Here is a 25,444-nt window from a genome sequence, read left to right as displayed (position 1 = left end):
TTAAGCGCGTTCATTTCCGTACCGCTCACGATTTTGTGGGTGGTGGGATTCACCAATATGGTGAATTTGATCGACGGCTTAGACGGCTTGGCAGCCGGCGTAAGTTCGATCGCCGCCGTTTCCGTGGCGCTGATCGCGTACCAAATGGGGCAATGGAACAGCGTGGCGATTACGGTCGCGATGGCGGGCGCGGCAATCGGTTTTCTGCAGTACAATTTCAACCCCGCGAAGATTTTCATGGGCGATACGGGCAGCATGTTCTTAGGCTACACGCTCGCCGCGGTATCGATCATGGGTGTGATGAAAACAGCGGCTACCGTCGCTTTGGTTGTGCCGGTCATAGCGCTGGGCTTGCCGATTATGGATACGGCGCTGGCGATCGTGCGGCGCAAGCTTTCGGGCATGCCGATTTTCGCGCCGGACCGCGGGCATTTGCATCACCGTCTGCTCGATAGCGGCTTATCGCAAAAGCAGGTGGTTTTATTGATGTATGCGATTACCGCTTTTCTGGGGATGATCGCACTATTGGTAGTACATTTAAATGTTGTTTTCGGTGTCGTCGTAGTCGGTGTGGTAACGGCGGCGGGACTTTGGTGGGCACGCTACTTGGGCATGATTGCAGGCGGCAAGTGCGCGTCGGAAAAACACTGAGGAACGTTTTATGACCATTAAAGTAATGACAATTTTCGGTACCCGTCCGGAAGCCATCAAAATGGCTCCCGTCGTTTCCGAACTCGCACGGCATCCGGAGTTTTCCGTATGCGTTACCGTGACCGCGCAGCATCGCGAAATGCTCGACCAGGTGTTGCGGTTGTTTGCGATTACACCGGATTACGATTTGGATATCATGGCGCCGGGACAAACTTTATATGACGTCACCAGCCGGGCGTTGCTCGGCTTGCGGACATGTCTGCAACAGGAACGTCCTGATGTAGTCTTGGTTCACGGCGACACGACGACAACTTTTGCCGGCGCGCTCGCCGCATTTTATGAGCAGATTCCTGTCGGGCACGTGGAAGCGGGTTTACGGACGGGCGATATTTACTCGCCGTTTCCCGAAGAAATGAACCGCCGCCTGACCGGACGGCTGGCGCGTTACCATTTTGCGCCGACACCGGAAACAAAAGCGAATCTGCTGCGAGAAAATGTCGAGGAAGAATCGATTTTCGTGACAGGTAACACGGTCATCGATGCGCTTTTGCAGACAGTCGGCCGTCCTTTTGATCCGAATACGCTGCCGGTGAAGCTTGACCCGTCACGGCGTACGCTTCTGGTAACCACCCATCGGCGCGAAAATTTGGGCGCCCCGATGCGCGACGTATATCGCGCGTTACGGAGGATACTGGAAGATGTACCGAACTTGGAACTGGTATTTCCTGTTCATAAAAATCCGGCGGTGCGCGAAGTCGTCCGAGCGGAACTTGGCGATGTGCCGCACGTGCATTTGATCGAACCGTTGGATTACGAACCGTTTGCGCAATTGATGGCGCAAAGCGATCTGATTTTGACCGATTCCGGCGGTATTCAGGAAGAAGCGCCGGGCTTAGGCAAACCGGTACTCGTGTTGCGCGATACCACGGAACGACCCGAGGCGGTAGCGGCCGGTACGGTGAACCTGGTCGGCACGGCGGAAGAAGATGTCTACCGGGAAGCGAAACGTCTTTTAACCGATGATGATTTGTACCGTCGGATGGCGAATTCCGTCAACCCGTACGGCGACGGTAAAGCGGCCGGTCGAATTGTGCAGGCGCTTTTGTATGCTTATGGTAAAACGGCGAAAAAACCGCCTGAATTTATAGCCAACGCTAATGAATTATGATAGAATAATAACTGCATGTGCAGGCCCTTATAACCTCATGTGCACGGCAAGGAGGTCTCCGGTGAAAGAACAGGAATTTAATTGGCGGCGGGCGTTAGCCATCGCTACCGGTGCCGGTATGACACTGCTTTGTACGATTTTATTCGGCCTGTATTTAGGGTATCTTCTCGATAAATATATCGGCACGGCTCCATTCGGTTTACTGGCCGGAGGCGTGGCGGGTGCGCTGGCAGGTCTGTTGACGTTAGTTCGTGACATGATTCGCAAATGACAGACGGTCGGGAACTTTTTCGTTGGCTGCTTGCCTGCATGCATTGGCAAGGAGCGTTGATGGCCGCGGGGGCGGTCCTCGTTCTCCTGTTCGGTAAAGGGGATTGGGCCGTCGGTTGGATCATAGGCGGCGCCTTTAATATAGCGTATTTTTCGTACCTTGCATTGATCGCGTTTAAGCGACGCGATCGCGATGATCTGGATATGGCGAAAAGCTTAACCAATGTCGCGGCAGGGCGTTTCTTTGTGGCCATCATCTTTTTGCTGGTGGTCTTAAAAACCCATTTAGCCCATTTCGGGGCTACGGTTTGCGGCTTACTGTCGCTGAAACTCGTGTACTACTTTGTCACGTTTTTTGGCGACTTCAAGCATATAAAAAAAAGGTGAGTATGTCCTGGCGGAAGGGGGTGAAGCTATGCATCTACACACAGGTACACATGATGTGCAATATCTTTGGGGAATGGCCGTTAACATGGATACGATTTACATGACCTGGCTGACCGGCGCACTGGTTTTTATTTTGGTATTGTTGGCGACGCGAAGTCGTGAAATGGTACCGTCCGGTGTGCAAAACGCAGTGGAAATGATCGTAGAGAATTTGAGCGATCAGTTCTATTCCATTCTCGGGCCCGATTATCGTAAAGCGGTATACATGCTGTTAACGCTCTTTTTCTTTATCTTCATCGGAAACGAGATCGGGTTGTTACCGACGCCGCACCTCATTACCTCGCCCACGAATGACGTCAATACGACATTGGGCCTGGCGATTGCAGCATCCCTGGCGACGCACGCACTGTACGTGAAAAACAAAGGGTTCAAAGAGTATTTTGCACACTTCTTCAAACCCTTCGCTCCGTTCGTTTTTATTAACCTGATCGAAGAAATCGCAAAACCGATTACGTTGGCAATGCGTCTATTCGGCAACATTTTGGCGGGGGAAATTTTGCTGGAAGTTTTAAACTATCTGGCGCCAGTCGGTGTACCTATCTTATGGATCGGTGTTTCGTTAGTCATCGGTTTGATCCAGGCGTTTATTTTTACGATCCTCGTGACCGCATACCTGGGCGGTGCAATTGGTGAGGGCGGCCATTAATTCAGCATGTACGAAACGTACATAATGGAATTTTATTTTAGGAGGAAACTATAATGGAATCTACTGCTTTAGTACTTGTTGTTTCTGCGATTTGCGCAGCTTTGATCGCTTGCGTCGCTTCGATTGCGGCGGCATTCTCTGACGCGAAAGCGGCTACGACTGCATTGGACGCCATGGCTCGTCAGCCGGAAATGGCGCAACGTTTGATGGTTAACTTGCTGATCTCGATCGGCTTGATCGAATCGATTCCGATTATTTCGTCGGTTATTGCGCTCGTTTTGGTATTTGCCAACCCGCTCGTTGACTTGCTCTAATTTGGCATCTAGTGTTTTGAGGAGGGAATTTCATTGGTCGAATTTAACCTTACTTTGATTATCCAAATCCTCAACTTTTTCGTTCTCGTTGCCATCATAGGAAAATTCGGTTTCGGTCCGCTGATGCGGACTCTCGATGCACGTAAAGCTCGGATTGCTGCAGATTTAAGCGGCGCGGAACAAGCCCGGAAACAGGCGGAAGCACTGCATGCGGAATACCAGGCGCAACTGGAATCGGCACGCGCGCAAGCGCAGGAAATCGTTAATAAAGCCGTTGCGGAAGCGGAACAACAAGCCCAAGCGCAACTGGATACGGTACGCACTCAAATCGAACAGGAAAAAACGCTCGCTACCCGTCAATTGGCGGAAGAACGCGAGGAACTTGTGAAGAATTTGCGTGCCGAGGTGGTAGAGCTCGCTACAGCGATTGCTGAGCGGCTGATTGCCAAAAACCTTGATGCGGATATGAATCGTAAACTGATTAATGACTGCATCGAAAAGTTGGCTACAAAGCAAGTAGGTCGGTAAGATGAAAAATAACCGAGAACTTGCCAAAAAATATGCGGCGGCGCTCTTGGCTTTGGCCAAGGAAACCGGCACATTGGAAGAAGTTGAGCAGGAACTCGCACAAATCGGCGAGATTGTGCAGCAAAATCCGGAATTAGCGGACTTTTTGCGCAATCTGTTGATCTCCCGCGAGGCAAAAAAGGAAGTCGTAGAACGGATTTTTACGCAACATCTGAATCCGATGGTCGTACGATTTCTGGGTGTTGTCATTGACCGCGGCCGAATTGCGCTCCTGCCGGATATTATTGATGTCTATCTGGAGTTGTCGCATGTCGAACGCAACATTGCCGAAGCGCAGGTGCGTTTGGCGGTGGACTTGACTGACGAAGAAGAAACGCGCTTGATTCGCGAGCTGAACGAATTGACCGGAAAAGAAATTTATCTGGAGAAAACGATCGATCCGTCGATTTTGGGCGGCATGATCGTGACGATCGGCGATCGGCGAATTGACGGGTCTTTAAAACGACAGTTACACGAAATGAAGACGACCCTACTATCGGAAAAACATGGGATTGAGGTGACTAACGCAATATGAAAATTAAACCGGATGAAATTACATCGGTGATTAAACAGCAAATCGAAAATTACACAGCAGACCTCAATGTCGATGAAGTAGGCTCGGTATTGGAAGTGGGCGACGGTATCGCACATATCTATGGTATTGACAAGTGTATGGCCGGTGAGCTGCTTGAGTTGCCGAACGGCGTATACGGGATGGCGCTCAACTTGGAAGAGTCGAACGTCGGTGCCGTATTGCTGGGCAACTATGAAACGATTAAAGAAGGTGACACGGTCAAACGGACCGGCCGCGTTATGCAGGTGCCGGTAGGTGAAGCGATGATCGGTCGCGTTGTCAACGCGCTCGGTCAACCGTTGGACGGCAAAGGGGATATTCCCGCTGCTGACCACCGTCGTGTGGAATTTCCTGCGCCGGGTATTGCTGATCGGCAGTCGGTTAATGAACCGTTACAGACCGGTATTAAATCCATCGACTCGATGGTTCCGATCGGACGTGGTCAGCGTGAGTTGATCATCGGCGACCGCAGTACCGGTAAAACCGCGGTAGCGATTGATACCATCTTGAACCAAAAGGGACAGGATGTTATTTGTATTTACGTTTCCATCGGTCAGAAGAACTCGACGGTCGCTCGTCTTGTCGATAAACTGACGGAAGCGGGTGCGATGGATTACACGATCATCGTTCACGCCGGCGCATCGGAAGGTTCGCCGATGCAGTATATTGCTCCGTACGCGGGTGTTGCCATGGCGGAACACTTCATGTACCAGGGCAAAGCCGTACTGTGCGTATATGATGACTTGTCCAAACACGCGGTTGCGTACCGTGCGATGTCGCTCTTGCTGCGTCGTCCGCCGGGACGTGAAGCGTATCCGGGCGACGTATTCTACTTACACTCCCGTCTCTTGGAACGCGCGGCGAAACTTTCCGATGATATGGGCGGCGGTTCGATTACCGCGTTGCCGATCATTGAAACGCTCGCGGGCGACGTCGGTGCGTACATTCCGACCAACGTCATTTCTATTACCGACGGTCAGATTTTCCTGGAAACGGAACTTTTCTACTCGGGCGTTCGTCCGGCGGTCAACGTCGGTCTTTCGGTATCCCGTGTCGGTGGTTCCGCGCAGATTAAGGCGATGAAACAGGTCGCCGGTACCTTGCGTTTGGACTTGGCACAGTTCCGCGAACTCGCCGCTTTTGCGCAGTTCGGTTCGGACTTGGATGCCGCTACCAAAGCGCAGATCGATCGCGGTCAGCGCATGACGGAGGTCCTCAAACAGCCGCAGTACACACCGTATCCGGTGGAAGAACAGGTTATGGTGATCTTCGCCGCGGTTAACGGTTTCCTGGATGATCTCGAAGTGGACGAAGTCGTTCCGTTCGAACACGGTTTGGTTAACTACCTGCGTACCACGTATGCGGATCTCGGCCGTGACATCGTCGCGAAGAAAAAACTGGAAGAATCCACAGAAGAAGCTCTGAAACAAGCTATTGCAGAGTATAAAGAACGGTTCAAGGCGGCGCGGAACAGTAATACGGTTGCGGGGTGATTGAATGGCCAGCACACGCGAAATCAAACGTAGGATTCGTAGCGTAACCAACATTCAGCAGATCACCAAAGCCATGAAGATGGTTGCCGCCGCCCGCTTGCGTCGTGCCGAAGAAAAGGCGTTAGGGACCCGTCCGTACGCGGATAAAATTCGGGAACTGCTGCAGCATATTGTAGCCAATACCGAAGAAGGCTTGGAAAGTCCGCTTTTGGAAGAACGTGAGGTCCAACGTACCGCTTACCTCGTAATCGGTGCGGATAAAGGCCTGGCCGGTGGTTACACCTCGAACCTGATGAAAGAATTTACCGGTATTGTGCATGACAAAGCTGCGGAAACGTATGAGGTCGTTACCGTAGGTCGCCGTCCGAAAACATACCTGGCACATCGCGGTTATGAACTGCGCGATATGTATGAAGGTTTCTCGGATCGGCCGACATATAACCATGCGCGCGAATTGGCGAAACTTGTGGCGCAACGCTTTATTGACGGCGAAGTCGACGAAGTGATTGTCGTTTACACACATTTCTATTCCGCATTGCGTCAAAAACCGATGGCACAAACGGTACTTCCGATCGCTCGTCCGGAAGTGGACGAGAATTTACCGGCAGACGAGTTTGATTACGAATTCCTGCCGGATGCAAAAGAAGTGTTTTCCGTACTGTTGCCGCAATATTTGGAAGTAATCATCTACAATGCGCTTCTGCAAGCCGCCGCCAGTGAATTGGGCGCGCGGATGGCAGCGATGACGAGCGCGACGGACAACGCGTCCGATCTCATCGATGATTTGACATTGCACTACAACAAGGCGCGGCAAGCGGCGATTACCAATGAAATTACGGAAATCGTCGGTGGCGCGAATGCACTCGAATAATAGACAACGAATTAAGGAGGAGAGCCCTCTTCATGAGCAATTTACAAGAAGGAAAAGTCATCCAGGTCATTGGTGCCGTGGTCGACATTGCCTTCCGTGCTGATCAAGAGTTGCCGGCCGTTTACAACGCGATTGAAATCAAAGATGAAAACGGTCAGGTGCCCGTTGATATTGTGGCGGAAGTTATGCAACACTTGGGCGACGGCGTCGTCCGCTGCGTTGCGATGAGTTCGACTGACGGTCTGACCCGCGGCACGAAAGCGGTGGACACAGGTGCACCGATTTCGGTACCGGTAGGCCAGGGTGTCTTGGGACGTATTTTTAACGTCTTGGGTCGCACTGTCGACAAAGTAGACGAAGAAGTACAGGCTAAAGAATATTGGCCGATTCATCGACCGGCTCCGGAATTTGAAGATCAGTCCCCGTCGACCGATATTTTGGAAACCGGCATTAAAGTCGTCGACTTGATCGCGCCGTACGTAAAAGGCGGTAAGATCGGTTTGTTCGGCGGCGCAGGCGTCGGCAAGACGGTATTGATCATGGAATTGATCCACAACGTTGCGACCGAACACGGCGGCTACTCGATTTTCTCGGGCGTCGGCGAACGTACACGTGAAGGCAACGACTTGTGGAACGAAATGAAAGAATCCGGCGTTATCAGCAAGGCCGCACTCGTTTACGGCCAGATGAACGAACCGCCGGGAGCACGTATGCGTGTCGGTTTAACCGGTTTGACAATGGCGGAGTATTTCCGTGATAAAGAACACCAGGACGTACTCTTATTCATTGATAATATTTTCCGCTTCGTTCAGGCCGGTTCCGAAGTATCCGCACTCTTGGGCCGTATGCCTTCCGCCGTCGGTTACCAACCGACGTTGGCAACGGATATCGGTGAACTTCAGGAACGTATTACGTCAACCAAAGAAGGTTCGATCACGTCCGTTCAGGCCGTATATGTACCGGCCGACGACTTGACTGACCCGGCGCCGGCGGGCGTATTTACGCACTTGGATGCGACGACGGTTCTGTCCCGTGCGATTTCCGAGCTCGGTATTTATCCGGCCGTGGATCCGTTGGATTCTACCAGCCGTATTTTGGATCCGTTGATTATCGGTCAGGAACATTACGAAGTCGCTCGCGGCGTCCAGGAAATTCTGCAGCGCTACAAAGAATTGCAGGATATTATCGCCATTCTCGGTATGGAAGAACTTTCCGACGAAGACCGCCTGATCGTTGCTCGGGCACGTAAAATTCAACGTTTCCTGAGTCAACCGTTCCACGTAGCGGAAGTATTCACCGGCTCGCCGGGTAAATACGTTGCGCTCGCGGATACGATTCGCGGCTTCAAAGAAATTCTCGAAGGTCGTCACGACGATCTGCCGGAAAACGCATTCTACATGGTAGGGACCATCGAAGAAGCCATTGAAAAAGCAAAAACGCTGAGAGGGGAATAACCCATGGCCACGAATGATGCGGGAATGCGCGTCAACATCATCACGCCGGACGGCACTGTTTTCAGTGAAGACGGCGTCGATTTGGTGGTCGCACGCGCACTTGACGGTGAGTTCGGGATCATGCGCGATCATGCCCCATTAGTAGCGGCATTGAAGGTTTGGCCGATCCGCATTAAAAAAGACGGTAAAGAAATTGTAATCGCCGTATTCGGCGGCTTCATGGAAGTCAAAGACAACGTGGTTACGATTACTTCCCGAGTGGCGGAAACGGCGGACTATATCGATATCGAACGAGCGATCAAAGCGCGCGATCGTGCGCTGTCTCGTTTGGAATCCAAGGATAAGAATATCGATTATGAGCGTGCCGAATTGGCTTTGCAACGTGCATTGATTCGTTTGCAAGTCGCCGGTGCGACCAAACTCAAAAGTTGATCAAAAAAGAGCGTCTTGAAAGACGCTCTTTTTTTGTGCCGTTATATAGGAAGGCTGTCGCGTTGCGGTTTGAAATGCGGCGCTCTGTATAGTAAAATAAGGAGTAATTACATTCGCCCGTAAAAAGTAAACTTTTATCTGCACATAGACACGGCGGGCAGTGGGAGAGAATACGATGCAAAAAAAGATTTGGCGCTGGGGTCTGGTCGTTACCATGCTGATGGCGATGATGTTGCTGGCCGGTTGCCAACATGATCCTGTTACGAACACGACGGCGCATGACGCCGAGCCGGTCAAGGCCGCAACGGCTCCGCCGGCCGAGGAGCCGGTGAAAAACGGCGTATCTGTTTTGATGTACCATATGATTGCCGATCTTGCGAATAATGACGCGGTGCTGGCTCCGGATCATTTTCGAGCGCAAATGCAATTTTTAAAAGATAACGGCTACCATCCGATCTCATTGCAACAATTGGATGAGTATATCAGTCACGGTACGCCGTTGCCGGAAAAACCCGTTTGCATTACGTTTGATGACGGCTATCTCGATAACTATGAAATCGTGTATCCGCTCATGAAAGAATTCGGTTTTCCGTGGACGATTTTTGTCGTTACCAATGATGTCGGCAAATCCGGTCGCGTCACTTGGGAACAGCTCAAAGAAATGCACGCTGCGGGCGTGACGGTGGCGAACCATACTTTTTCGCATCCGCAGACGACTTACCTTCCGGCCAAGACGCAGCGGGAAGAGGTCACGTTGTCACAACAGGCGTTGGCGGAGCATTTGGGCATTGAAAATACGTACTTCTGTTATCCGTACGGTTTGTACAATAATACGCTGCTTGGCATTTTACAGGAGAACGGCATTACGTTGGCGGTGACGATGGATCCGGGCCGTGTGCATGTCGGTGATGATCCGCTTACCGTCCGTCGGATTTGGATCGGTAATCGCGTTGATTTGGAACATTTTGAAGAACGGTTGACCACGGATCAGTACCGTTCGTTATAAGGAGCTCTATGAAACATTGGTGGAATCATATCGGCATACGGTGGCTGCTGGTGACGCTGCTGTTTTTCGTCATCACAAGCCCGATTGTCGTTTTGTTCGGTCCGTTTGCGAATTTGAAGCAGGCGGTCGTCGGCGCGATTGTGCGCTCGCGCCATCCGCACTACATCACCTGGCTGTTTGACCAGCAGGAACTGGACCGCATTTTGGGACGTGTCCAGGCGGTGCCGGAACAGGATATTTTCAACTTCAAAGTGCGTGAAGATAAAACGCTGAAATTGCAAAAAATTGAATCGGATCGTTTCGTCGGGTATCTTTTGGAGATCCCGAATCCGAAACGAATCCAAGTCGCTACCGCCGCGGATATCAATGAAAAAGGTGATACGACCAGTAATATCGCCCGTAATAATGACGCGGTGGCCGCGATCAACGGCGGTGGCTTTTACGATCCCAACGGCACAGGTACGGGACGTTTGCCTTACGGTTTTATTTTGCATGACGGCAAATACCTTTTGGGCGAGAAGGTCGATGATGATGAAGAAGTCGATTTTATCGGCTTTAGCGATAGCGGCAACCTGATTGCCGGCACGTACAATAAAGCGGAGCTTCGTCGGCTCGGCGTGATCGAGGGTATTACTTTCGGACCGCCGCTGGTCGTTAACGGACAGAAAACGATTACGCACGGTGACGGCGGCTGGGGCATCGGTCCGCGAACCGCTATCGGTCAACGTCGCGACGGCACCGTTTTATTTCTCGTCATTGACGGTCGCCAGGTCGGCTACTCCGTCGGCGCGTCGCTGGCGGACGTGCAAAATATCATGTATGAACAGGGCGCCTACATTGCCGCCAACTTGGACGGCGGCTCGAGCTCCACACTGTATTTAAATGGCAAAGTCGTGAATAAGCCGGCCGATCTTTTGGGCGAACGGATGATTCCGACCGCGTTTATTGTGAAATGAGGAATGTTGTGAAATCGCTTCGTACTACATGGCTTGTGGCGTTTGCCGCCGGAATTTTGCTGCAGGGAGCAGTCTATCTTTATTTGGACCAATACCTGTTCGCGCCGGACTCCGGTTTTTACGTCAGCGGCATGTCCGAAGAGAAACAGCAGCCGGATTCGGATCGGTTCGGACAAGTGGAAGGCAGCGGTTCCCGGTACTATTCGCATGATCGTCGTTACATGGCGATGGTCACGCCGACATCCGTGACCGTCTATGATGCGCAGGATAAACAAAATACGCAGGTGATCGATCTGAAAAAGCGCGAAGTATCATTCTTTGAATGGTTGCCGGATCGGAACCTGATCTTAATGGCGCTCTTTGATCCCGACGCGAGAGGGACCGATGACATTATCATCGCGCAGTACAATCCGGAAACGCCCGATCATGAACTGGACACGCCGATTGAAAATGTACCGGCCGGATCGAAAGTCACGTCGATGGCGTACTCGACCGCGACCAATGCCGTGTACATGAAAATGAAAGTGGCCGATGAACGCTACCGCATTTACCGTACCGACGCGAACTACGATACGCGCCGCATTTATGTCCAAGCGGAAAATATCGGTCGGATCGGCGTGTTTTATGACGAAGACGTATTCTTTTATGATGATGCCGATGAAGGTATCATGTACGCATTTAACGGCAGCGACAGCTCCTGGCGCACGATTTCTCCGCCGGGCTTTTATCGTTTGATCGGCGTCGACCAAAGTAAAGCCATTTATGCGGCGAAAGTGGATTCCAAAGGAAACGCCGTTGAATTGGCGCGCGGGTACTTGGGCGTCGGCTTCACGACCATCGCCAAACTCACCGAACCGGTACCGTTTTCGCAGGTCACGATCAACTACGCTCAGCAGCGGGAAGGCGAAGGCATGACCGCCAACGATCAACCAACGAAGAAGAAGGAGTAACATGGCGAAATATAAAATTCCGAAGGACAGAACCGATGCGGACATGCTGCGTGCCGCGGGTGTCGATGCTAAACGGACGACGGCGACAAGATCGTCCCAAACACAGGCAAACACTCGCGCGACGACAAGGCAATCGACAACCACCGACTCGTTTCACCGCGGCTTTTTGACACCCGAACTCGAAGAGCGTCTGGGCAAATTGTTGCTGGAAGTCAAGCTTGACTACTACAAAGACGAAATCGTCGATTTTTCGATCGAAGCGCGTCGTGACGGACGCAATATTGTGCTCGTCACCGCGCCGAAAAAACATCAAAATCGAACCTGAAAAAATTTACTGGAAGTTATGAAAAACTTTGTGTTTAACTTTTTTATAATGGGCTGAAGCGCCCATTGGGAGCCTTTTTTGAAAAATACTTCCGAGCCTTGTGGCATATGGTGAGGGACTGTTTATAAAAGGCGTAAAAAAAAGCTCTGTTTTTTGTAAAAAAGACTTGCAATTCTGCATTGCGTGTTTTATACTTTAGCTAACCTTTAGAAGAGATCCTAAAGGCCATTGCACAACAATGATTTACAGTGGTAACGGAGCCTAGTGATAGGTACCATGGTTAGCAAAGAAAGGACATGCGCAATGGGAACTTTAGTTATGATGGCTCTGAATTACTTCGGTATTCAGTTCTGATCCGAGCAGGTCGCTACCGCGACCTCTTTTTTTGCCCAAACTTGTCTTTTAATCCGGTACGGGAGACCGGAAAGGACAGCGGCGGCAATGTAAGAATAAATTGTTTTGGATGACTTCTCCCGGCGGGAGAAGTTTTTTATTTTAGGATATGATGGAGGCAGGATGAGCAGATCGCGTTTGATTACCGCTTTAGACGTGAAGTCACCGGCGGAGATGAAGACACTTGTCGATACGTTGGGCGAGTCGGTATCTTTTTACAAAGTCGGGATGGAACTTTTCTACAGTGCGGGAACCTTGCCTCTGGATTACTTAAAAACGCATAAAAAACATGTATTTTTGGATTTAAAACTGCATGATATACCGAATACTGTCGCGCAGGCGGTGGCGGCGTTAACACGCTTAGGAGCGGATTTAATAAGCGTGCATACGCAGGGCGGCCGGGAAATGATGCAGGCGGCGGCTCGTTCTGCCGCAATAACGGCGGCGGAACTCGGTATCGAACGCCCGCGTCTGGTGGGCATTACGGCCCTGACGAGTTTTTCCGAAACCGGGTGGGAGGAAATCGGCGGTACGGTGCCGATCGTCACGCATGTGGAAAAGCTCGCGTTATTGGCGCAGGCAGCGGGGCTTGATGGGGTGGTCTGCTCGCCGCAGGAAGCGGCCCGTTTGCGCGCTTTACTCGGACCGGATTTTCTGTTGGTGACACCGGGCATTCGTCCCGCATTTGCGTCGCTGGATGATCAGGAACGCATTATGACACCGAAAGATGCGCTGGCGGCTGGTTCTTCGTACCTGGTCATCGGCCGACCGATTACGAAAGCGGATGATCCCAAAGCGGCGGCGCAAACAATTATTGCCGAGATGGAGGAAAGCAAATGAACGAACAGGAAGTACGTCAATTATTAGTGGAAACAAAAGCCATTTTGGAAGGACATTTTTTACTGACATCGGGATTGCACAGCCCGCTATATGTCGAAAAGTTTAACGTGCTGCAACAGCCTCGGTATACGGAAGCGTTGTGTAAAGAACTCGCGGCGCGGTTCGCGGATCAAAAAGTGGATACGGTTTTGGGACCGATGACGGGCGGTATTCTCCTCGCGCATGAAGTCGGCAAGGCGCTCGGCACGCGGGCGATTTTTACGGAACGCGAAAACGGCAAGATGACGTTGCGTCGCGGTTTCAAGCTCGCGCCGGGGGAACGCGTGCTGATTGTCGAAGATATCGTGACGACCGGAGGCTCGGTGCGTGAAGTCGTCGACGTGGTCAAGGCGGCGGGCGCGGAGATAGTCGGCGTAGGCTTATTGGTCGATCGGTCGGGCGGTCGCGCAGATTTCGGCGTGCCGAATGAAAAAGTTCAGGCGCTTTTAAAACTGGACGTGCAGACGTACGCGCCGGAAGATTGCCCGCTTTGCCAAGAAGGAACACCGTTGACGGAACGCGGCAGCAAACATTTAAAAGCATAACCGGAAAAATCCGCTTTGCGGAAAGCCTTTGCGATCGCAAGGGCTTTTTTTATTGCAGCGTTTTGTTTTCGCAGTTACAATAGGGCTAAGAAGAGATAAAAGAGGGTTAGTGCAAGGAAATGGAGCTGACTATGGCACAACAAAGAAAAGGACGGCGTCCCGCGGGCCGAAGTCATCCGAAGGGATCGCTTACGCAACGCCGCCTCGGTTTTTCCCTGTGGGTGGTATTGCTGTTTATCGCCGTCGCTTGCGGGGCGTGGTGGTATTTCGGCATGCATGACTCGAATCGGGCAGCGGAGGAAAAGGCCAAACCGTTGCCGCAGAAACCGCAAGTCACGCAAAGCACTGCCGATTATCGTCCGGCCATCGACAATTTGGCGACACGTCTGGTGGCGAAATTGGAAGCCGAAGGCGCGAAAGTGGAAGGGGAAACGCCGGTCAAAAAAGAAGTGAAATGGGAAGAAACCGGCGGCCGTATTCACTGGTCGGCGCGCAACTTGGTCGTCACACCGAGCCGACCGCTGGATTTACCGAAACTCATCGATGCCTTGCCCGATACGGCGGGAAAAGTAACGCTCAGCGAAGCGCATGAAGATACCTGGCACGAAGATGCCGTCGAACGGTATGAAGTGACGCTGAAAGATAGTCCGAAACAGGATGAAATTGCGATGATTATCGCGCATCTATATGTGTATCCGGTCAAAGCAACGCAGGCCGCCGGTACGGAAGCACCGCAGGCCACCGCGCCGCCGGAAACACCAAAGGCGACACCGGTCGCCGGCAAGACGGCGAAACTGGCGATCCTGATTGACGATGCGGGTACCAATCTGGACGCGCAGGCGGTATACGCATCCATCGGCCGGCCGTTTTCGCTGGCTATCATGCCGAACATGGCGAATACGAGTGCGGCGGCAGCGCAAGCGGCAGAGCAGGGCTTTGAAATCATGTTGCATCTGCCGATGGAGCCTGTTTCCGGCAGCGGTATGGAAGCGGGCACTCTGTTGACCACGATGTCGGTAACGGATATTGCCGGTCGTACCAAAGCGGCGCTGGCACAAGTACCGGGAGCGGTCGGTGTCAACAACCACCAAGGTTCAAAATTTACCGCCGACCGCGGTGCTATGTTGCCCGTATTGCAAATTCTCAGAGATCGCGGCCTCTTTTATGTCGACAGCGCCACCTCAGCCGATTCGATCGGCAGTTCGTTGGCGGGTGAAATGGGGATCGCGACGCGCAGAAACGAATTATTTATCGATAATGACAGTAGCGTCGCGGCCATTTGTGAACGTTTGCGGCAAGCGGCCGCCATGGCGCAACGCGACGGATCGGCGTTGGTGATCGGACACTGCCGCCCGAATACGGCGGAAGCGGTGCGTCAAATGGTCCCGGAGCTGGAAGCGCAAGGCATTGAATTGGTTTATGTTTCGCAATTGGTAGGGTAACGGATGGAATCGTTTTCCACGGATATTTTGCTTTTATTGGCATTAATCGCGGCGGGCTTTATTTCCGCCTTCATTGACAGCGTGGTCGGCGGCGGCGGGTTGATCTCGCTGCCGGTCATGTTGCTGACGGGTCTTCCGCCGACGGTGGCGCTCGGAACGAACAAACTGGCCGCGATCGCGGGAGTTTTGACCTCAAGCACCACGTTTTGGCGGCGGGGCATGGTCGAAAAAAAGCTGGTGGTATATTTATTACCGCTGGCTTTTCTAAGCTCGATGCTCGGTTCGTATGTCATTATGCAAATCGCCTCGTTCGCCTTTGAACCGGTGATTATCGGCGCCTTGGTGATCGTCGCGCTGGTCGTTCTTTTTAAAAAGGACTGGGGCGGCCAATCTACGTATCGCGGTCGGAGTCGTAATGTTTGGCTGGCGGCGATGCTGACAGCGGCGGGCTGCGCTTTTTATGACGGCTTTATCGGTCCGGGTACCGGATCGTTTATGATGATGGCGTTTGTCGCCATGGGTTTTGATTTTGTCCAGGCGGCGGGCAACAGTCGTTGCCTGAATGCGGCCAGCAATTGCGGCAGTTTAGTATTCTTCCTGTTGTGGGGACAGGTGCATTTCGGTTACGGTTTGGCGATGGCGTTGGGCATGGTGGCCGGCGGATATGCCGGCGCGCGCACGGCAATGGTGCGCGGCAGCGGCTTTGTGCGATTGCTGTTTCTGCTGATTGTCGGTGCGTTGATCATCAAGCTTGCATGGGGGTACTGGGGCGCATGAAGCAAAGTATTGTAATCACCGGCGGGACGTCGGGCATCGGGCTTGCTACGGCGAAAATTTTGGATGCATCAGGCTTTCTTCCTCTTTTAGTAGGACGTGATCCCGAACGCGGCGCGGCCGCCTTGGCGCAAGTTCCGGCCGCCCGATTTTTGCAGGGAGATGTGGCCGAGCCGAGCGCGGCGGAAACCATTTTTGCGCAAGCGGCGCAGTACGGTCCGATCGGCGGATTGGTCACCAGCGCCGGTATTTATCATGAAGCACTTTTAAGTGAGGAAACGGAAGCCACACTGGCGGAACTTTTCGCCACGAACGTTTACGGCACGATTCGTTGCTGCCGCGCGGCGACTCCCTACTTACGTGAGACGCGCGGCGCGGTCGTTACGGTAGCCTCCGACGCTGCGGTCAACGGGAATATCGCCGCTTCGCTTTATGCGGCCACTAAGGGAGCAGTGCTTGCTTTTACGCGTTCTTGGAGTCTCGAAATGGCGGTTTACGGGGTACGGGTGAATGCGGTTTTACCTGGTGATACCGAGACGCCGTTAACCCAAGCGCAATGGCAAACGCCGACGGATCGCGCGGAGATGGCGGCGCAGTATCCTTTGCAACGGATCGCGACGGCAGACGAAGTCGCGGAAGTGATTGCTTTTTTACTGTCGCCGAGCGCATCCTTCATCACCGGCGCGGGCATTCCGGTGGACGGTGGTCTCACTGCATGGTAAGGCAGCGAACGAGCGTTGCTTGCTGATGAGTAACAGGCATAAAAACGGTCTTTGAAAAAACGCGGTATACATTCATTAGTATCGTATTAAACTGTGTTTTTTTAGTGGCCTTTGGGGTCACTTAGCGGCAATTGTGGTACAATAAAGACAGAAGAATTATTTTTGCGAAGGGGTGAATCATATGTCAAAAGACAAACGAAAAATTAAGAATCCGGAGCATGAAGACATTCGTCCGACGGCGCAAGCGCAGGAAGACGTGGAAAAATTAGGGGCGCATGTCCCGGCACCGCAAGTGGAAACGAAACCGGTGGCGCCGGAAGCGCCGGTCGTTCATGATGAACGCGACCTGGAAGCGGAAAATTTAATCCGCTGGGGCGCCGCGCGCGCGGGTGTCATTTCGATGACGCCGTTTTTGGGCGGAATCGCTTTGATGGCCAATGAAGTATATATGATCAGCCGACTGGCGAAAGTGTACGATGTCAATCTTTCGGATCGTACCATTATGAGTTTTCTCGGCGCGTTCGGCGCGCGTGTCGTCGGCTCTATCGCCGCGATGATGATTCCGATTCCGGGAGTCGGTTTGCCGGTCGCCGTTTCCGTCACCTACGGTGTTGGTCGTGTGGCGCAGTCGTGGATTAAAGACGGCTTGCCGCTCGATATCAAACCGTATGTGGAAAAATTTGAAGACCTGAAACAGGAAGGTCGGGAAAAAGTGGAAGAAATCGCCAACGATGTCAAAAAAGACGAGCCGTTGGGCGACGAAACGCAAGACTTTATGGAAGACTATGCCGGTCAGGCCAAAGTACACAAATTCTTGGGCACGGCCGACAAAGCGTTGACGGAATTACTGTTGACTTTCGGTGTATCGCAGGCGCAGATTGACGATAAAAAAGCGTTGGCAAAAGGCATCTTTGAAGTGACTAAAGACACGGCGGGAGAATTAGCGGTCGAACTTAAAGAACGCGTTAATGAAGCTAGTGCCGATGCCAAATTGCGTGCGGAATTACTGAAAGATCAAGCCCAACAAAAAGCGGATGAAGTGAAAGAAAAATCCGTGGATTGGCAGGCTAAAGCCGAAGATAAAGTGGCGGAATTAAAAGACCGCGTGCAGGAAAAAGCGGCCGAAGCCAAAGAGAAAGCCGCGGAAGCGAAAGAAGATGCGGCCGATAAAGCGGAAGAATTAAAGGACCGCGTGCAGGAAAAAGCGGAGGAAGCGAAAGAGAAGGCCGCAGAAGCGAAAGAAGAAGCAGCCGATAAGGCGGAGACATTCAAGGACAAAGTCGAGGCTCGTACGGAAGAAATCAAAAAAGAACAGAAAGATCAAAAATAATTGCCGCGGCAGATCGCGTGCAGAAGGCAAAGCAAAGAAATAATCGGAATCTATTTTGAAACGGGCACGGCCCGGGGGGAGGAACTCTGATGAGCGACTTGGATAACATGAAAATGAAAGCCGAAGCAAAAGTGGAAGAACTGGCGGCCAAAGCCAGATACGAAGCGGAAAAAGCGGAGCCGGACGGCGGCGAATTGGCCGATAAAGCCAAAGCGAAAGCGGACGAATACGGCGCGAAAGCAAAAGGCGCTTATGCCGACGCCAAACAAAGCGTTGAAGACGCGGCGGAAAAGGTTAAACAGGAAATTCACGAAGCCACGAAGTAAGGAGGGAACATCTTTATGGGAAGATTGTTCAAACTCTTATTCCGTGCGTATTCAGCCAAAAAGTTTTTGGGCTATTTCGGAACGTTAGGCCGGCGAGCGGGATTCTTACGTCAGGCGGTTGTCTTGTTTTATTGTTTGCGTGACTCGCGGACGCCGAATTTTGTACGCCTTGCCATCTTAGGGGCGCTGGGGTATATGATTACGCCGGGCGACCTCTTACCGGATTTTATTGCGGGCATCGGCTGGTTGGATGATGCGGCGGTTGTCGCCGGGGCAATGAAAATTGCCGATAAATATATCCAACCGGAACATGTGATGAAGGCCAAAAAATTTTTTCCGGGTTGAGAAAAAGCGCTTACCCTTGGGTAAGCGCTTTTTGTTTTGTCGGTACATGCCGGCCGACGGTCGGATAAAGTTACTGCGTTTTTTCAGGTTCGCGCGGCGCGAGCGGTGGCAGACCGGGTAACGTGCGTCGGCGTTTTTGACCGCGATCGAGATCATAGGGGATCACGGCGCTGCAACCGACGCAGCGAATGCGTCCGCGTCGACGTTCTACCTGGCTTTGAAACAGGGTTAGCTCTTTTTTGCAATACGGGCAAATAATGATCATGGCAAGTTCCTCGTTTTTGTTTTTAGTATACGCAAGCGCCGTCAAAACGGCAAGCCGCTTTGACATTACGCGGGCGCGAGACTACAATAAATAGTATTATGAATGTGAATATGAAATAAAGGATGATGATTATGTTTTCCTACCCCGTACGGGTACGTTTTTATCACACGGACGGCATGCAGGTCACACACCATGCCAATTATATTTTGTGGTTTGAAGCCGCGCGTGTGGAATTTTTTCGTCAGGCGGGAATTCCGCTCGGCGACATGATGCGTGATGAAATCGTTTTTCCGATTTTACATGTGGAAGTCGATTACCACCATTCATCGTATTATGATGATGAGCTTGAAGTTCATGCGAAACTCATCAAGCTGACGCGGGCGCAAATTATCTTCGCGTATGAAATCGTGCGTCCGAAAGACGGCACGTTGATCGTCACGGGCAAGACGAAAGGCACCTTTACGTCGGTACAAACCGGCAAAATTTTGCGCCTGCCGATGAAATACTATGATCGTTTGCGGGCGATGATGGAGCCGGGAGATTCCGAATGATCGGCGTTATTGATTCCGGTGTAGGCGGACTTTCCGTATTGAAAGAGCTGCGTCAGGCGATGCCGCAGGCGGATTTTTTCTACCTGGGCGATACCGCGCGCAATCCCTACGGCACACGATCGCCGGAGGAAATTAAAAAGTACGCACTGCAGCTGGGTAAATGGCTGTTGGCACATGGAGTTACGGGGCTGGTGGTAGCTTGCAATACGATTACGGTACAGGCGCTGGATTTGCTGCGACACGAGCTGCCCATACCGGTGATCGGCATGCAGACGGACGTGGCGTTGTTACCTACGGAAAAACGCGTGGCTGTGTTGGCGACGCCGGCGACGATCGCCAAGGGAACGTACCAACAATCGTTAGCCGAACGTTATCCGGCGGTGGATGTGGTGACGCACGCCTGTCCCGGCTTGGCCTCGGCCATTGAACACTATCGCCGTGAAGAGATCGAACAGCTGCTGGAAGAATGCCGTTCGTTGCTTTCTGAATGTGACGCGGCGATTCTCGGCTGCACGCATTATCCGCTGGTCCTAAAAGATTGGCAGGAGCTGGCGCCGGCGTGTCGATTCATCGACCCGGCGCAGGCGACAGCGAAAGCGGCTCGTCACGCGTTGGGCGAGCAGTCGCAAGGTGACGGTCGAACGGAGTATACATTTACGCAGGAAGGCTGTGCGGCCATGTGGGTTTTCCGCTTATTCGGACCGAACGCCACGGCCCGTCAAGTGACGATCGAGGAGTGAAGCAAAAATGTGGGGCTATTATTTATTAAATGTAATTATTGCCGTTCTTGTTATTATCGCCGTCGTGCAGCTGCTGGCGGCGCTGCATGTGGCGCGGCAGGGCGATGCGAAGTGGAAGGTGTTCTTCCCCGGCGCGCGTCGCGGTGAACGCAAAGGCTATCGTCGCGCCGTTCCGCAGCCGCCGCTGGTCGTTACGAAGGTGACGCCGACGGAAGTGACGTTTACGATCGAAGCGGCATTGCGCAATATCGGTCGTCAACAGGGGACCGTGATGGATTGCTTTCCGCGCGCCTACTTGCCGCGAGAACAGTATCCGTCATTACGCGTCGACGCCTGCTTATCGCGAGCGGATGAACCTCGCGATGATGGATATTGGGAAGCGTACCTTGTGCCGCGTAAAAAAGACGCTCTCTTGACCATTGTCGTTACTTTACGTTCATTGGAGGGTCCGATCGCTACCGCCATCGGTGATCTTGGAGAATTTCCGATCGATGTACTTTACTACGTGTACGGACGCAGCGATGCCCGTTATGAACGCACCCGCTTCCTTGTTTCCGGCACGCATTTGCGCCAGGCGCTGTTGCAGGAGAAAGGGGTACGCTGATGAACGAACAGATGAAACTCATCCCGATCCCGACGCGTATTTTGACGGCGGCGGACGACATTGTCGATGCCGTATATGAGTACGGACATTTTTTGATCGGGCCGCATGATGTGGTGTGCGTGGCGGAAAGCGTAGTCGCGATCACGCAGGGCCGCTATGTACGTCCGGAAGATTTGAAAGTTTCCTGGCAGGCGCGACTGATGAATCGCTTTGTGCCGGCGGAAGGTTCGATGTCGACGATTTACGGTATGCAGGCCGCGATGAACGCGGAAGGCGAATGGCGCATGCTTTTTTGGTTCATCGTCGGCTTTATCGCGAAACTGTTCGGCAAACGCGGCGTATGGTATGCGCACTGCCGGCAGGCGTCCCTGGTTGACGATGTCACGGGAACGATGCCTCCGTTTGACAAATGCATCGTGTACGGTCCGGATGAAACGGATGAGGTTTGCGATGAAATCGCTGACCGCCTCGGTTGCCACGGCGCCGTGATTGCGGATGTGAATGATTTGAAAAGAAGCGCGGTACTGGGCACGAGCAAAGGCATCGACGCGCAGGAAATCGCGCAACTTTTGATTGATAATCCGTTCGGCAACGCCAGCCAAAAAACACCGATTGTCGTCATTCAAAACTACTCCGGCGGCAAAGCACGTCCGACACTTCCGCAAGATTCGTTCACCGATACATTACCGCCGCCATTGCCGCCGCTTGACAAATCACAGAAATAGACGTACAATACTGACAATATCAAAAGATTTCAATGACCACGAAAAGGACATGACCGTCATTGCCAGGTAACTCAAGAGAAGAGCGTCACGGCTGCAAGCGCTCGTTACCACAGTGATTGTTACCGCCTTGGAGTCGCCGTTCGGAAATGAACGGCCGGGCAGACCCGTTATCACGATCGAGAGAATCCGTACGGATTAACTTGGGTGGAACCGCGAATTAACTTTCGTCCCATTTGGGGCGAAAGTTTTTTTATTGCAAAAGGAGCAGATACTATGGCAAAAATCCACTTGGCGGACGGCAGCGTACGCGAGGTAGCAAACGAAAGCAGCTGGCTGGATGTCGCGAAAGCGATCAGCAACAGCATGGCGAAAAAAATGGTCGTCGCAAAAGTCGACGGCGAGTTGACGGACTTATCGCGTCCGGTCGTCGACGGCGCTCAAGTCGAATTTTTTGACGGCGCGAGCCCCGAAGGCCTGCACGCGATCCGTCATACGGCGGCGCATATTATGGCGCAGGCGATTTTGCGTCTGTGGCCGGATACGAAACTCGCGATCGGACCGGCGATTGATAACGGCTTTTACTACGACATGGACACCGAGCATGTGTTCTCGCCGGAAGATTTCCCCGCGATCGAAAAAGAAATGAAAAAGATCGTGAAGGAAAACTACAAACTCGTGCGCGAAGTGATGAAACGCGACGCGGCGATGGAACATTTCAAAGCCGAGGGAGAAATTTATAAAGAAGAACTGATCCGCGATCTGCCGGCGGACGAAACCATTACCTTCTACACGCAGGGCGAATTTACCGACCTTTGCGCGGGCCCGCACGTCGTTTCGACCGGCAAGGTCAAAGCGTTCAAACTGATGAGCGTCGCGGGCGCCTACTGGCGCGGCGATGAAAAAAATAAAATGCTGCAGCGTGTCTACGGTACCGCCTTCGGCAGCCAGGAAGAATTGGATCACTACCTGTTCGTGTTGGCGGAAGCGGAACGCCGTGATCATCGTAAATTGGGCAAAGAACTTGATTTGTTCAGCTTCCAGCCGGAAGGCCCGGGCTTCCCGTTTTTCCATCCGAAAGGAATGGTTTTGCGCAACGAGCTGCTGGCCTTTTGGCGGGAGCTGCATCACGAATACGGCTACGATGAAATTTCCACTCCGGTGATTTTGAATCGCGATCTGTGGGTGCGCTCCGGTCACTGGGATCATTACCGTGACAACATGTACTTCACGCAGATTGATGAAGAAGATTACGCGATCAAACCGATGAACTGCCCGGGCGGTATCCTGTACTACAAGGATTCGCCGAAGAGCTACCGCGATTTCCCGTTGCGGGTCGCCGAGCTCGGCTTGGTTCATCGTCATGAAATGAGCGGCGCGTTGCACGGTCTGTTCCGCGTTCGCTGCTTCACGCAGGACGATGCGCATTTGTTCATTTTGCCGAGCCAGATGAAAGAAGAAGTACTGAAAGTACTCGAACTTTTTGATCGGATTTACTCCGCTTTCGGTTTGGAATACCATGTGGAACTCTCCACGCGTCCGGAAGATTCGATGGGCGATGATGATCTGTGGGAACTGGCGACGACCGTTTTGCATGACGCGATCGAATCCGCGGGCGTATCGTACAAGATCAACCCCGGCGACGGCGCGTTCTACGGACCGAAACTGGACTTCCACATTCAAGACTCGCTCGGACGTACCTGGCAGTGCGGCACGATCCAGTTGGATATGCAGATGCCGGAACGTTTTGACATGACGTATATCGGCGAAGATGGCGAAAAACATCGTCCGGTCATGATTCACCGCGCCGGTTTCGGAAGTATCGAACGCTTCATCGGCATTTTAATTGAACACTACGCCGGTAAATTCCCGGTCTGGCTCGCGCCGGTACAGGTGAAAGTCATTCCGGTCGCGGAACGTCATCTGGAATACGCCAACGAAGTAGCTCGTCAACTCAATCAGGCGGGATTGCGGGCGCAGGCGGATGAACGCAACGAAAAACTCGGTTATAAAATCCGCGGCGCGCAGTTGGAAAAAGTACCGTACATGTTGATCCTGGGCGATAAAGAAGTGGAAGCGCAGTCGATTTCCATCCGCAACCGCGCGGGCGAAGAGACCAACGATGTGGCGCTGCAAGATTTCATCGCGGACTTGCAGAAAGCGGTTCGCGAACGGCAAGACTGAGGCGCATATGAGTACCCATGAATACTCCAGCAGCGACGTCGGCCGTGCGGCCATGAAGTTGGCGCTCACGTCCTCACGCGCGGAAGAAACCACATTACGTAAAGAATATGCCGAAGCCGGTTTCAAAACGGCGGCGGTGGATTTTGGCGGCGTGTTTCTCACCATTTTGCCCAAACTAATTGAGCATGCGGTGGTAGCCGCCCAGCGCACGGGGGTTGTTTCCGATACCCACGTCGGTGAAGGGGCAGTCGTCGGCGCAGTCCAGTCGGCGGTCGAGGCGATTAAAATGAAAGCGCTCGGCCAAAATATCGGCGGCAAAATCGCCATCGCCCGCAAAGGCGATCATCTCGTTGTCGCGATTTACGGCACGATCGGTGTGTTGCACTTTAACGAAGTGGTGGCGGGTATCGCGCATCGCGCCGTCTATGACAATATCTGAAAACAAAAGAGACATGCCAAGGCATGTCTCTTTTTGCTGCCACCGTTTTTGAAGCGTATTGTACACCTTCATTTTTCGCCGCGTCACAGGCGCTGATGGTATTTGATTATGCTATAATAAATAAGATATTATTTTTCCGTAACAGCGCCAATCGCTAGGGAGGAACGGCATGAACGTACTTTTTTGGGATATTGACCAGACGCTTGTGTATACCGGCCATGCCGGCTTTCTTGCGATTGAGCATACGTTGACGGAAATGATGGGACCGGATGCGACATTGCCGCGATTCGATGCGGGGGGACGCACGGACAACTTTATTTGCCGTGAAATTTTGCGGCACGCGCTGCAAAAAGAACCGACGCTTGACGATGTGCATCAATTCAGCCGTCAATACGAAGAGACGCTGCTGCGATATATGCAAGAAACAAAAGGCAAAGTGCTACCGTATGTCAAGGAGCTGCTGGCGTACTTCAGCGGCCTGCCCGATTATGATCAGTTGCTTTTGACGGGCAATAGTCGCCGCGGCGCGGAACTCAAGCTCACCCATTACGGTTTGGCGAGCTACTTTGATTTCGATTACAGCGGCTTCGCCGGCGATGATTTCAATCGTATTGATGTCGCGCGGCGCGCCGGTGCGTTGGCGCGGTCCAAGTGGGGTGCGGAGCTGGAAAAAATATTTATCATCGGTGATACGGAGCACGATATTCAATGCGGCAAAAAAATCGGCGCGTATACCATTGCGGTCGCTACCGGTTCACGCAGTTTGGAAAAATTGCAAGGGTATGAACCGTGGCGGGCGTTGCCGGAATTAATCCCGGCGGATGCATTTCAACAGTTGTTAGATGAAGCGGACACGGAAGAGCCGCCTATGCGCCCGGCAGCGAGCAAAGGAGAATAGCATGAATCAGAATGGGGAACCGGAAATGACGGAAGAGCATCGCGGGACGACTGCCAATCCCGTTTTTCCAAAACAGATATTATCGGTAGTAGGTGATCCGATATATGAAGATGAGTCGGACAATTCGGGCAGTCGTTGGCCGGTGATCGGCGTCGCTTTTC

General features: G+C 52.6%; 32 protein-coding genes and 1 other annotated feature. Of the genes, 31 read left to right on the top strand and 1 reads right to left on the bottom strand.

The window, feature by feature from the left end; translation table 11 throughout:
- The 24 genes from RDN69_RS01850 to RDN69_RS01735 form a co-directional block, all read left to right on the top strand.
- Positions 1–651 (top strand): MraY family glycosyltransferase (locus RDN69_RS01850; RefSeq protein WP_288218171.1); only part of this gene is annotated, 651 nt, incomplete at its 5' end.
- Between the two features lie 10 nt (positions 652–661).
- Positions 662–1,819 (top strand): non-hydrolyzing UDP-N-acetylglucosamine 2-epimerase, encoded by a 1,158-nt coding sequence (gene wecB / locus RDN69_RS01845; RefSeq protein ID WP_024049070.1) that lies wholly within the window; start codon positions 662–664, stop codon positions 1,817–1,819.
- Between the two features lie 61 nt (positions 1,820–1,880).
- Positions 1,881–2,090: an AtpZ/AtpI family protein gene (locus tag RDN69_RS01840; RefSeq protein WP_024049071.1), complete on the top strand. Its 210-nt coding sequence runs from the start codon at positions 1,881–1,883 to the stop codon at positions 2,088–2,090.
- Complete coding sequence (locus RDN69_RS01835) at positions 2,087–2,476, top strand: ATP synthase subunit I (RefSeq protein WP_273259379.1); 390 nt, start codon at positions 2,087–2,089, stop codon at positions 2,474–2,476. Before RDN69_RS01840 ends, RDN69_RS01835 begins: the two co-directional genes overlap by 4 nt.
- Positions 2,477–2,504: 28 nt before the next feature.
- Positions 2,505–3,182 carry a F0F1 ATP synthase subunit A gene (atpB, locus tag RDN69_RS01830; protein ID WP_075939154.1) on the top strand — a complete coding sequence of 226 codons (678 nt, stop codon included), beginning with the start codon at positions 2,505–2,507 and terminating at the stop codon, positions 3,180–3,182.
- 53 nt (positions 3,183–3,235) lie between these two features.
- The gene (atpE, locus tag RDN69_RS01825) at positions 3,236–3,496 is read left to right on the top strand and encodes an ATP synthase F0 subunit C (RefSeq protein WP_024049074.1); all 261 of its coding nucleotides are present in this window, start codon (positions 3,236–3,238) and stop codon (positions 3,494–3,496) included.
- Between the two features lie 33 nt (positions 3,497–3,529).
- On the top strand, positions 3,530–4,024 hold the full coding sequence (gene atpF / locus RDN69_RS01820) for a F0F1 ATP synthase subunit B (protein ID WP_024049075.1): 495 nt from the start codon (positions 3,530–3,532) through the stop codon (positions 4,022–4,024).
- A 1-nt stretch (position 4,025) separates the two neighbouring features.
- Positions 4,026–4,598: a F0F1 ATP synthase subunit delta gene (locus tag RDN69_RS01815; protein ID WP_034436905.1), complete on the top strand. Its 573-nt coding sequence runs from the start codon at positions 4,026–4,028 to the stop codon at positions 4,596–4,598.
- Positions 4,595–6,130 (top strand): F0F1 ATP synthase subunit alpha, encoded by a 1,536-nt coding sequence (atpA, locus tag RDN69_RS01810; RefSeq protein ID WP_034436902.1) that lies wholly within the window; start codon positions 4,595–4,597, stop codon positions 6,128–6,130. Before RDN69_RS01815 ends, atpA begins: the two co-directional genes overlap by 4 nt.
- A gap of 4 nt (positions 6,131–6,134) precedes the next feature.
- Complete coding sequence (atpG, locus tag RDN69_RS01805; RefSeq protein WP_273259378.1) at positions 6,135–7,001, top strand: ATP synthase F1 subunit gamma; 867 nt, start codon at positions 6,135–6,137, stop codon at positions 6,999–7,001.
- A gap of 32 nt (positions 7,002–7,033) precedes the next feature.
- A complete protein-coding gene (gene atpD / locus RDN69_RS01800) occupies positions 7,034–8,455 on the top strand; it encodes a F0F1 ATP synthase subunit beta (RefSeq protein ID WP_024049079.1) in 1,422 nt (473 codons plus the stop codon).
- Between the two features lie 3 nt (positions 8,456–8,458).
- Positions 8,459–8,887, top strand: coding sequence for a F0F1 ATP synthase subunit epsilon (locus RDN69_RS01795; RefSeq protein WP_024049080.1), 429 nt, complete (start codon positions 8,459–8,461; stop codon positions 8,885–8,887).
- Positions 8,888–9,062: 175 nt separating this feature from the next.
- A complete protein-coding gene (locus RDN69_RS01790) occupies positions 9,063–9,893 on the top strand; it encodes a polysaccharide deacetylase family protein (protein WP_024049081.1) in 831 nt (276 codons plus the stop codon).
- An 8-nt stretch (positions 9,894–9,901) separates the two neighbouring features.
- Positions 9,902–10,849, top strand: a complete 948-nt coding sequence (locus RDN69_RS01785; RefSeq protein ID WP_024049082.1) for a phosphodiester glycosidase family protein — start codon at positions 9,902–9,904, stop codon at positions 10,847–10,849.
- An 8-nt stretch (positions 10,850–10,857) separates the two neighbouring features.
- Positions 10,858–11,799 carry a hypothetical protein gene (locus tag RDN69_RS01780; RefSeq protein ID WP_024049083.1) on the top strand — a complete coding sequence of 314 codons (942 nt, stop codon included), beginning with the start codon at positions 10,858–10,860 and terminating at the stop codon, positions 11,797–11,799.
- Position 11,800: 1 nt separating this feature from the next.
- The gene (locus RDN69_RS01775; RefSeq protein WP_024049084.1) at positions 11,801–12,124 is read left to right on the top strand and encodes a hypothetical protein; all 324 of its coding nucleotides are present in this window, start codon (positions 11,801–11,803) and stop codon (positions 12,122–12,124) included.
- Positions 12,125–12,640: 516 nt separating this feature from the next.
- Positions 12,641–13,357, top strand: a complete 717-nt coding sequence (gene pyrF / locus RDN69_RS01770; protein WP_024049085.1) for an orotidine-5'-phosphate decarboxylase — start codon at positions 12,641–12,643, stop codon at positions 13,355–13,357.
- A complete protein-coding gene (gene pyrE, locus RDN69_RS01765; protein ID WP_024049086.1) occupies positions 13,354–13,941 on the top strand; it encodes an orotate phosphoribosyltransferase in 588 nt (195 codons plus the stop codon). Before pyrF ends, pyrE begins: the two co-directional genes overlap by 4 nt.
- 131 nt (positions 13,942–14,072) lie before the next feature.
- Entirely contained in the window at positions 14,073–15,383 is a 1,311-nt protein-coding gene (locus RDN69_RS01760) for a divergent polysaccharide deacetylase family protein (protein ID WP_273259377.1), read from the top strand.
- A gap of 3 nt (positions 15,384–15,386) precedes the next feature.
- Positions 15,387–16,160 (top strand): TSUP family transporter, encoded by a 774-nt coding sequence (locus RDN69_RS01755; protein WP_024048264.1) that lies wholly within the window; start codon positions 15,387–15,389, stop codon positions 16,158–16,160.
- Positions 16,157–16,879 (top strand): SDR family NAD(P)-dependent oxidoreductase, encoded by a 723-nt coding sequence (locus RDN69_RS01750; protein ID WP_273259376.1) that lies wholly within the window; start codon positions 16,157–16,159, stop codon positions 16,877–16,879. Before RDN69_RS01755 ends, RDN69_RS01750 begins: the two co-directional genes overlap by 4 nt.
- A 181-nt stretch (positions 16,880–17,060) precedes the next feature.
- Positions 17,061–18,209 carry a hypothetical protein gene (locus tag RDN69_RS01745; RefSeq protein WP_288218170.1) on the top strand — a complete coding sequence of 383 codons (1,149 nt, stop codon included), beginning with the start codon at positions 17,061–17,063 and terminating at the stop codon, positions 18,207–18,209.
- A gap of 89 nt (positions 18,210–18,298) precedes the next feature.
- Entirely contained in the window at positions 18,299–18,535 is a 237-nt protein-coding gene (locus tag RDN69_RS01740) for a hypothetical protein (RefSeq protein WP_034436884.1), read from the top strand.
- Positions 18,536–18,550: 15 nt separating this feature from the next.
- Complete coding sequence (locus RDN69_RS01735; RefSeq protein ID WP_034436883.1) at positions 18,551–18,880, top strand: YkvA family protein; 330 nt, start codon at positions 18,551–18,553, stop codon at positions 18,878–18,880.
- Positions 18,881–18,950: 70 nt separating this feature from the next.
- On the opposite strand, the gene RDN69_RS01730 is transcribed toward RDN69_RS01735, so the two are convergent.
- Positions 18,951–19,211, bottom strand: coding sequence for a hypothetical protein (locus tag RDN69_RS01730; protein WP_273259374.1), 261 nt, complete (start codon positions 19,209–19,211; stop codon positions 18,951–18,953).
- 65 nt (positions 19,212–19,276) lie between these two features.
- On the opposite strand from RDN69_RS01730, the gene RDN69_RS01725 reads away from it, so the two are divergent.
- The 7 genes from RDN69_RS01725 to RDN69_RS01695 all read left to right on the top strand — a co-directional run bounded on the left by RDN69_RS01725 (position 19,277) and on the right by RDN69_RS01695 (position 25,283).
- Positions 19,277–19,696 (top strand): thioesterase family protein, encoded by a 420-nt coding sequence (locus tag RDN69_RS01725; RefSeq protein WP_273259373.1) that lies wholly within the window; start codon positions 19,277–19,279, stop codon positions 19,694–19,696.
- A complete protein-coding gene (murI, locus tag RDN69_RS01720; RefSeq protein ID WP_273259372.1) occupies positions 19,693–20,436 on the top strand; it encodes a glutamate racemase in 744 nt (247 codons plus the stop codon). Before RDN69_RS01725 ends, murI begins: the two co-directional genes overlap by 4 nt.
- A gap of 7 nt (positions 20,437–20,443) precedes the next feature.
- Positions 20,444–21,040, top strand: a complete 597-nt coding sequence (locus tag RDN69_RS01715) for a hypothetical protein (RefSeq protein WP_273259371.1) — start codon at positions 20,444–20,446, stop codon at positions 21,038–21,040.
- Positions 21,040–21,765, top strand: coding sequence for a coenzyme F420-0:L-glutamate ligase (locus RDN69_RS01710; RefSeq protein ID WP_024048769.1), 726 nt, complete (start codon positions 21,040–21,042; stop codon positions 21,763–21,765). Before RDN69_RS01715 ends, RDN69_RS01710 begins: the two co-directional genes overlap by 1 nt.
- Before the next feature lie 29 nt (positions 21,766–21,794).
- Positions 21,795–22,000, top strand: a binding site (T-box leader).
- Between the two features lie 38 nt (positions 22,001–22,038).
- Positions 22,039–23,946 (top strand): threonine--tRNA ligase, encoded by a 1,908-nt coding sequence (gene thrS / locus RDN69_RS01705; RefSeq protein ID WP_273259370.1) that lies wholly within the window; start codon positions 22,039–22,041, stop codon positions 23,944–23,946.
- Between the two features lie 7 nt (positions 23,947–23,953).
- Positions 23,954–24,385 (top strand): HutP family protein, encoded by a 432-nt coding sequence (locus tag RDN69_RS01700; RefSeq protein ID WP_273259369.1) that lies wholly within the window; start codon positions 23,954–23,956, stop codon positions 24,383–24,385.
- Between the two features lie 169 nt (positions 24,386–24,554).
- Positions 24,555–25,283 carry an HAD family hydrolase gene (locus RDN69_RS01695; protein WP_273259368.1) on the top strand — a complete coding sequence of 243 codons (729 nt, stop codon included), beginning with the start codon at positions 24,555–24,557 and terminating at the stop codon, positions 25,281–25,283.
- Positions 25,284–25,444: the final 161 nt, after the last annotated feature.

This window comes from uncultured Negativicoccus sp., assembly GCF_902480485.1.
GTDB lineage: Bacteria > Bacillota > Negativicutes > Veillonellales > Negativicoccaceae > Negativicoccus > Negativicoccus succinicivorans.
This window is presented reverse-complemented; position numbering and strand designations above follow the sequence as displayed.

Bases quoted from the DNA above. Each gene is read 5' to 3' on its own strand.
- RDN69_RS01760 (WP_273259377.1), top strand. From the start codon at position 14,073: ATGGCACAACAAAGAAAAGGACGGCGTCCCGCGGGCCGAAGTCATCCG.
- RDN69_RS01725 (WP_273259373.1), top strand. From the start codon at position 19,277: ATGTTTTCCTACCCCGTACGGGTACGTTTTTATCACACGGACGGCATG.
- thrS (WP_273259370.1), top strand. From the start codon at position 22,039: ATGGCAAAAATCCACTTGGCGGACGGCAGCGTACGCGAGGTAGCAAAC.
- RDN69_RS01795 (WP_024049080.1), top strand. From the start codon at position 8,459: ATGGCCACGAATGATGCGGGAATGCGCGTCAACATCATCACGCCGGAC.
- RDN69_RS01735 (WP_034436883.1), top strand. From the start codon at position 18,551: ATGGGAAGATTGTTCAAACTCTTATTCCGTGCGTATTCAGCCAAAAAG.
- RDN69_RS01755 (WP_024048264.1), top strand. From the start codon at position 15,387: ATGGAATCGTTTTCCACGGATATTTTGCTTTTATTGGCATTAATCGCG.
- murI (WP_273259372.1), top strand. From the start codon at position 19,693: ATGATCGGCGTTATTGATTCCGGTGTAGGCGGACTTTCCGTATTGAAA.
- RDN69_RS01750 (WP_273259376.1), top strand. From the start codon at position 16,157: ATGAAGCAAAGTATTGTAATCACCGGCGGGACGTCGGGCATCGGGCTT.
- RDN69_RS01745 (WP_288218170.1), top strand. From the start codon at position 17,061: ATGTCAAAAGACAAACGAAAAATTAAGAATCCGGAGCATGAAGACATT.
- atpG (WP_273259378.1), top strand. From the start codon at position 6,135: ATGGCCAGCACACGCGAAATCAAACGTAGGATTCGTAGCGTAACCAAC.
- pyrE (WP_024049086.1), top strand. From the start codon at position 13,354: ATGAACGAACAGGAAGTACGTCAATTATTAGTGGAAACAAAAGCCATT.
- RDN69_RS01700 (WP_273259369.1), top strand. From the start codon at position 23,954: ATGAGTACCCATGAATACTCCAGCAGCGACGTCGGCCGTGCGGCCATG.
- RDN69_RS01710 (WP_024048769.1), top strand. From the start codon at position 21,040: ATGAACGAACAGATGAAACTCATCCCGATCCCGACGCGTATTTTGACG.
- RDN69_RS01785 (WP_024049082.1), top strand. From the start codon at position 9,902: ATGAAACATTGGTGGAATCATATCGGCATACGGTGGCTGCTGGTGACG.
- RDN69_RS01790 (WP_024049081.1), top strand. From the start codon at position 9,063: ATGCAAAAAAAGATTTGGCGCTGGGGTCTGGTCGTTACCATGCTGATG.
- atpE (WP_024049074.1), top strand. From the start codon at position 3,236: ATGGAATCTACTGCTTTAGTACTTGTTGTTTCTGCGATTTGCGCAGCT.
- RDN69_RS01815 (WP_034436905.1), top strand. From the start codon at position 4,026: ATGAAAAATAACCGAGAACTTGCCAAAAAATATGCGGCGGCGCTCTTG.
- RDN69_RS01715 (WP_273259371.1), top strand. From the start codon at position 20,444: ATGTGGGGCTATTATTTATTAAATGTAATTATTGCCGTTCTTGTTATT.
- atpD (WP_024049079.1), top strand. From the start codon at position 7,034: ATGAGCAATTTACAAGAAGGAAAAGTCATCCAGGTCATTGGTGCCGTG.
- RDN69_RS01740 (WP_034436884.1), top strand. From the start codon at position 18,299: ATGAGCGACTTGGATAACATGAAAATGAAAGCCGAAGCAAAAGTGGAA.
- atpB (WP_075939154.1), top strand. From the start codon at position 2,505: ATGCATCTACACACAGGTACACATGATGTGCAATATCTTTGGGGAATG.
- RDN69_RS01835 (WP_273259379.1), top strand. From the start codon at position 2,087: ATGACAGACGGTCGGGAACTTTTTCGTTGGCTGCTTGCCTGCATGCAT.
- pyrF (WP_024049085.1), top strand. From the start codon at position 12,641: ATGAGCAGATCGCGTTTGATTACCGCTTTAGACGTGAAGTCACCGGCG.
- RDN69_RS01730 (WP_273259374.1), bottom strand. From the start codon at position 19,211: ATGTCAAAGCGGCTTGCCGTTTTGACGGCGCTTGCGTATACTAAAAAC.
- atpA (WP_034436902.1), top strand. From the start codon at position 4,595: ATGAAAATTAAACCGGATGAAATTACATCGGTGATTAAACAGCAAATC.
- RDN69_RS01775 (WP_024049084.1), top strand. From the start codon at position 11,801: ATGGCGAAATATAAAATTCCGAAGGACAGAACCGATGCGGACATGCTG.
- wecB (WP_024049070.1), top strand. From the start codon at position 662: ATGACCATTAAAGTAATGACAATTTTCGGTACCCGTCCGGAAGCCATC.
- RDN69_RS01695 (WP_273259368.1), top strand. From the start codon at position 24,555: ATGAACGTACTTTTTTGGGATATTGACCAGACGCTTGTGTATACCGGC.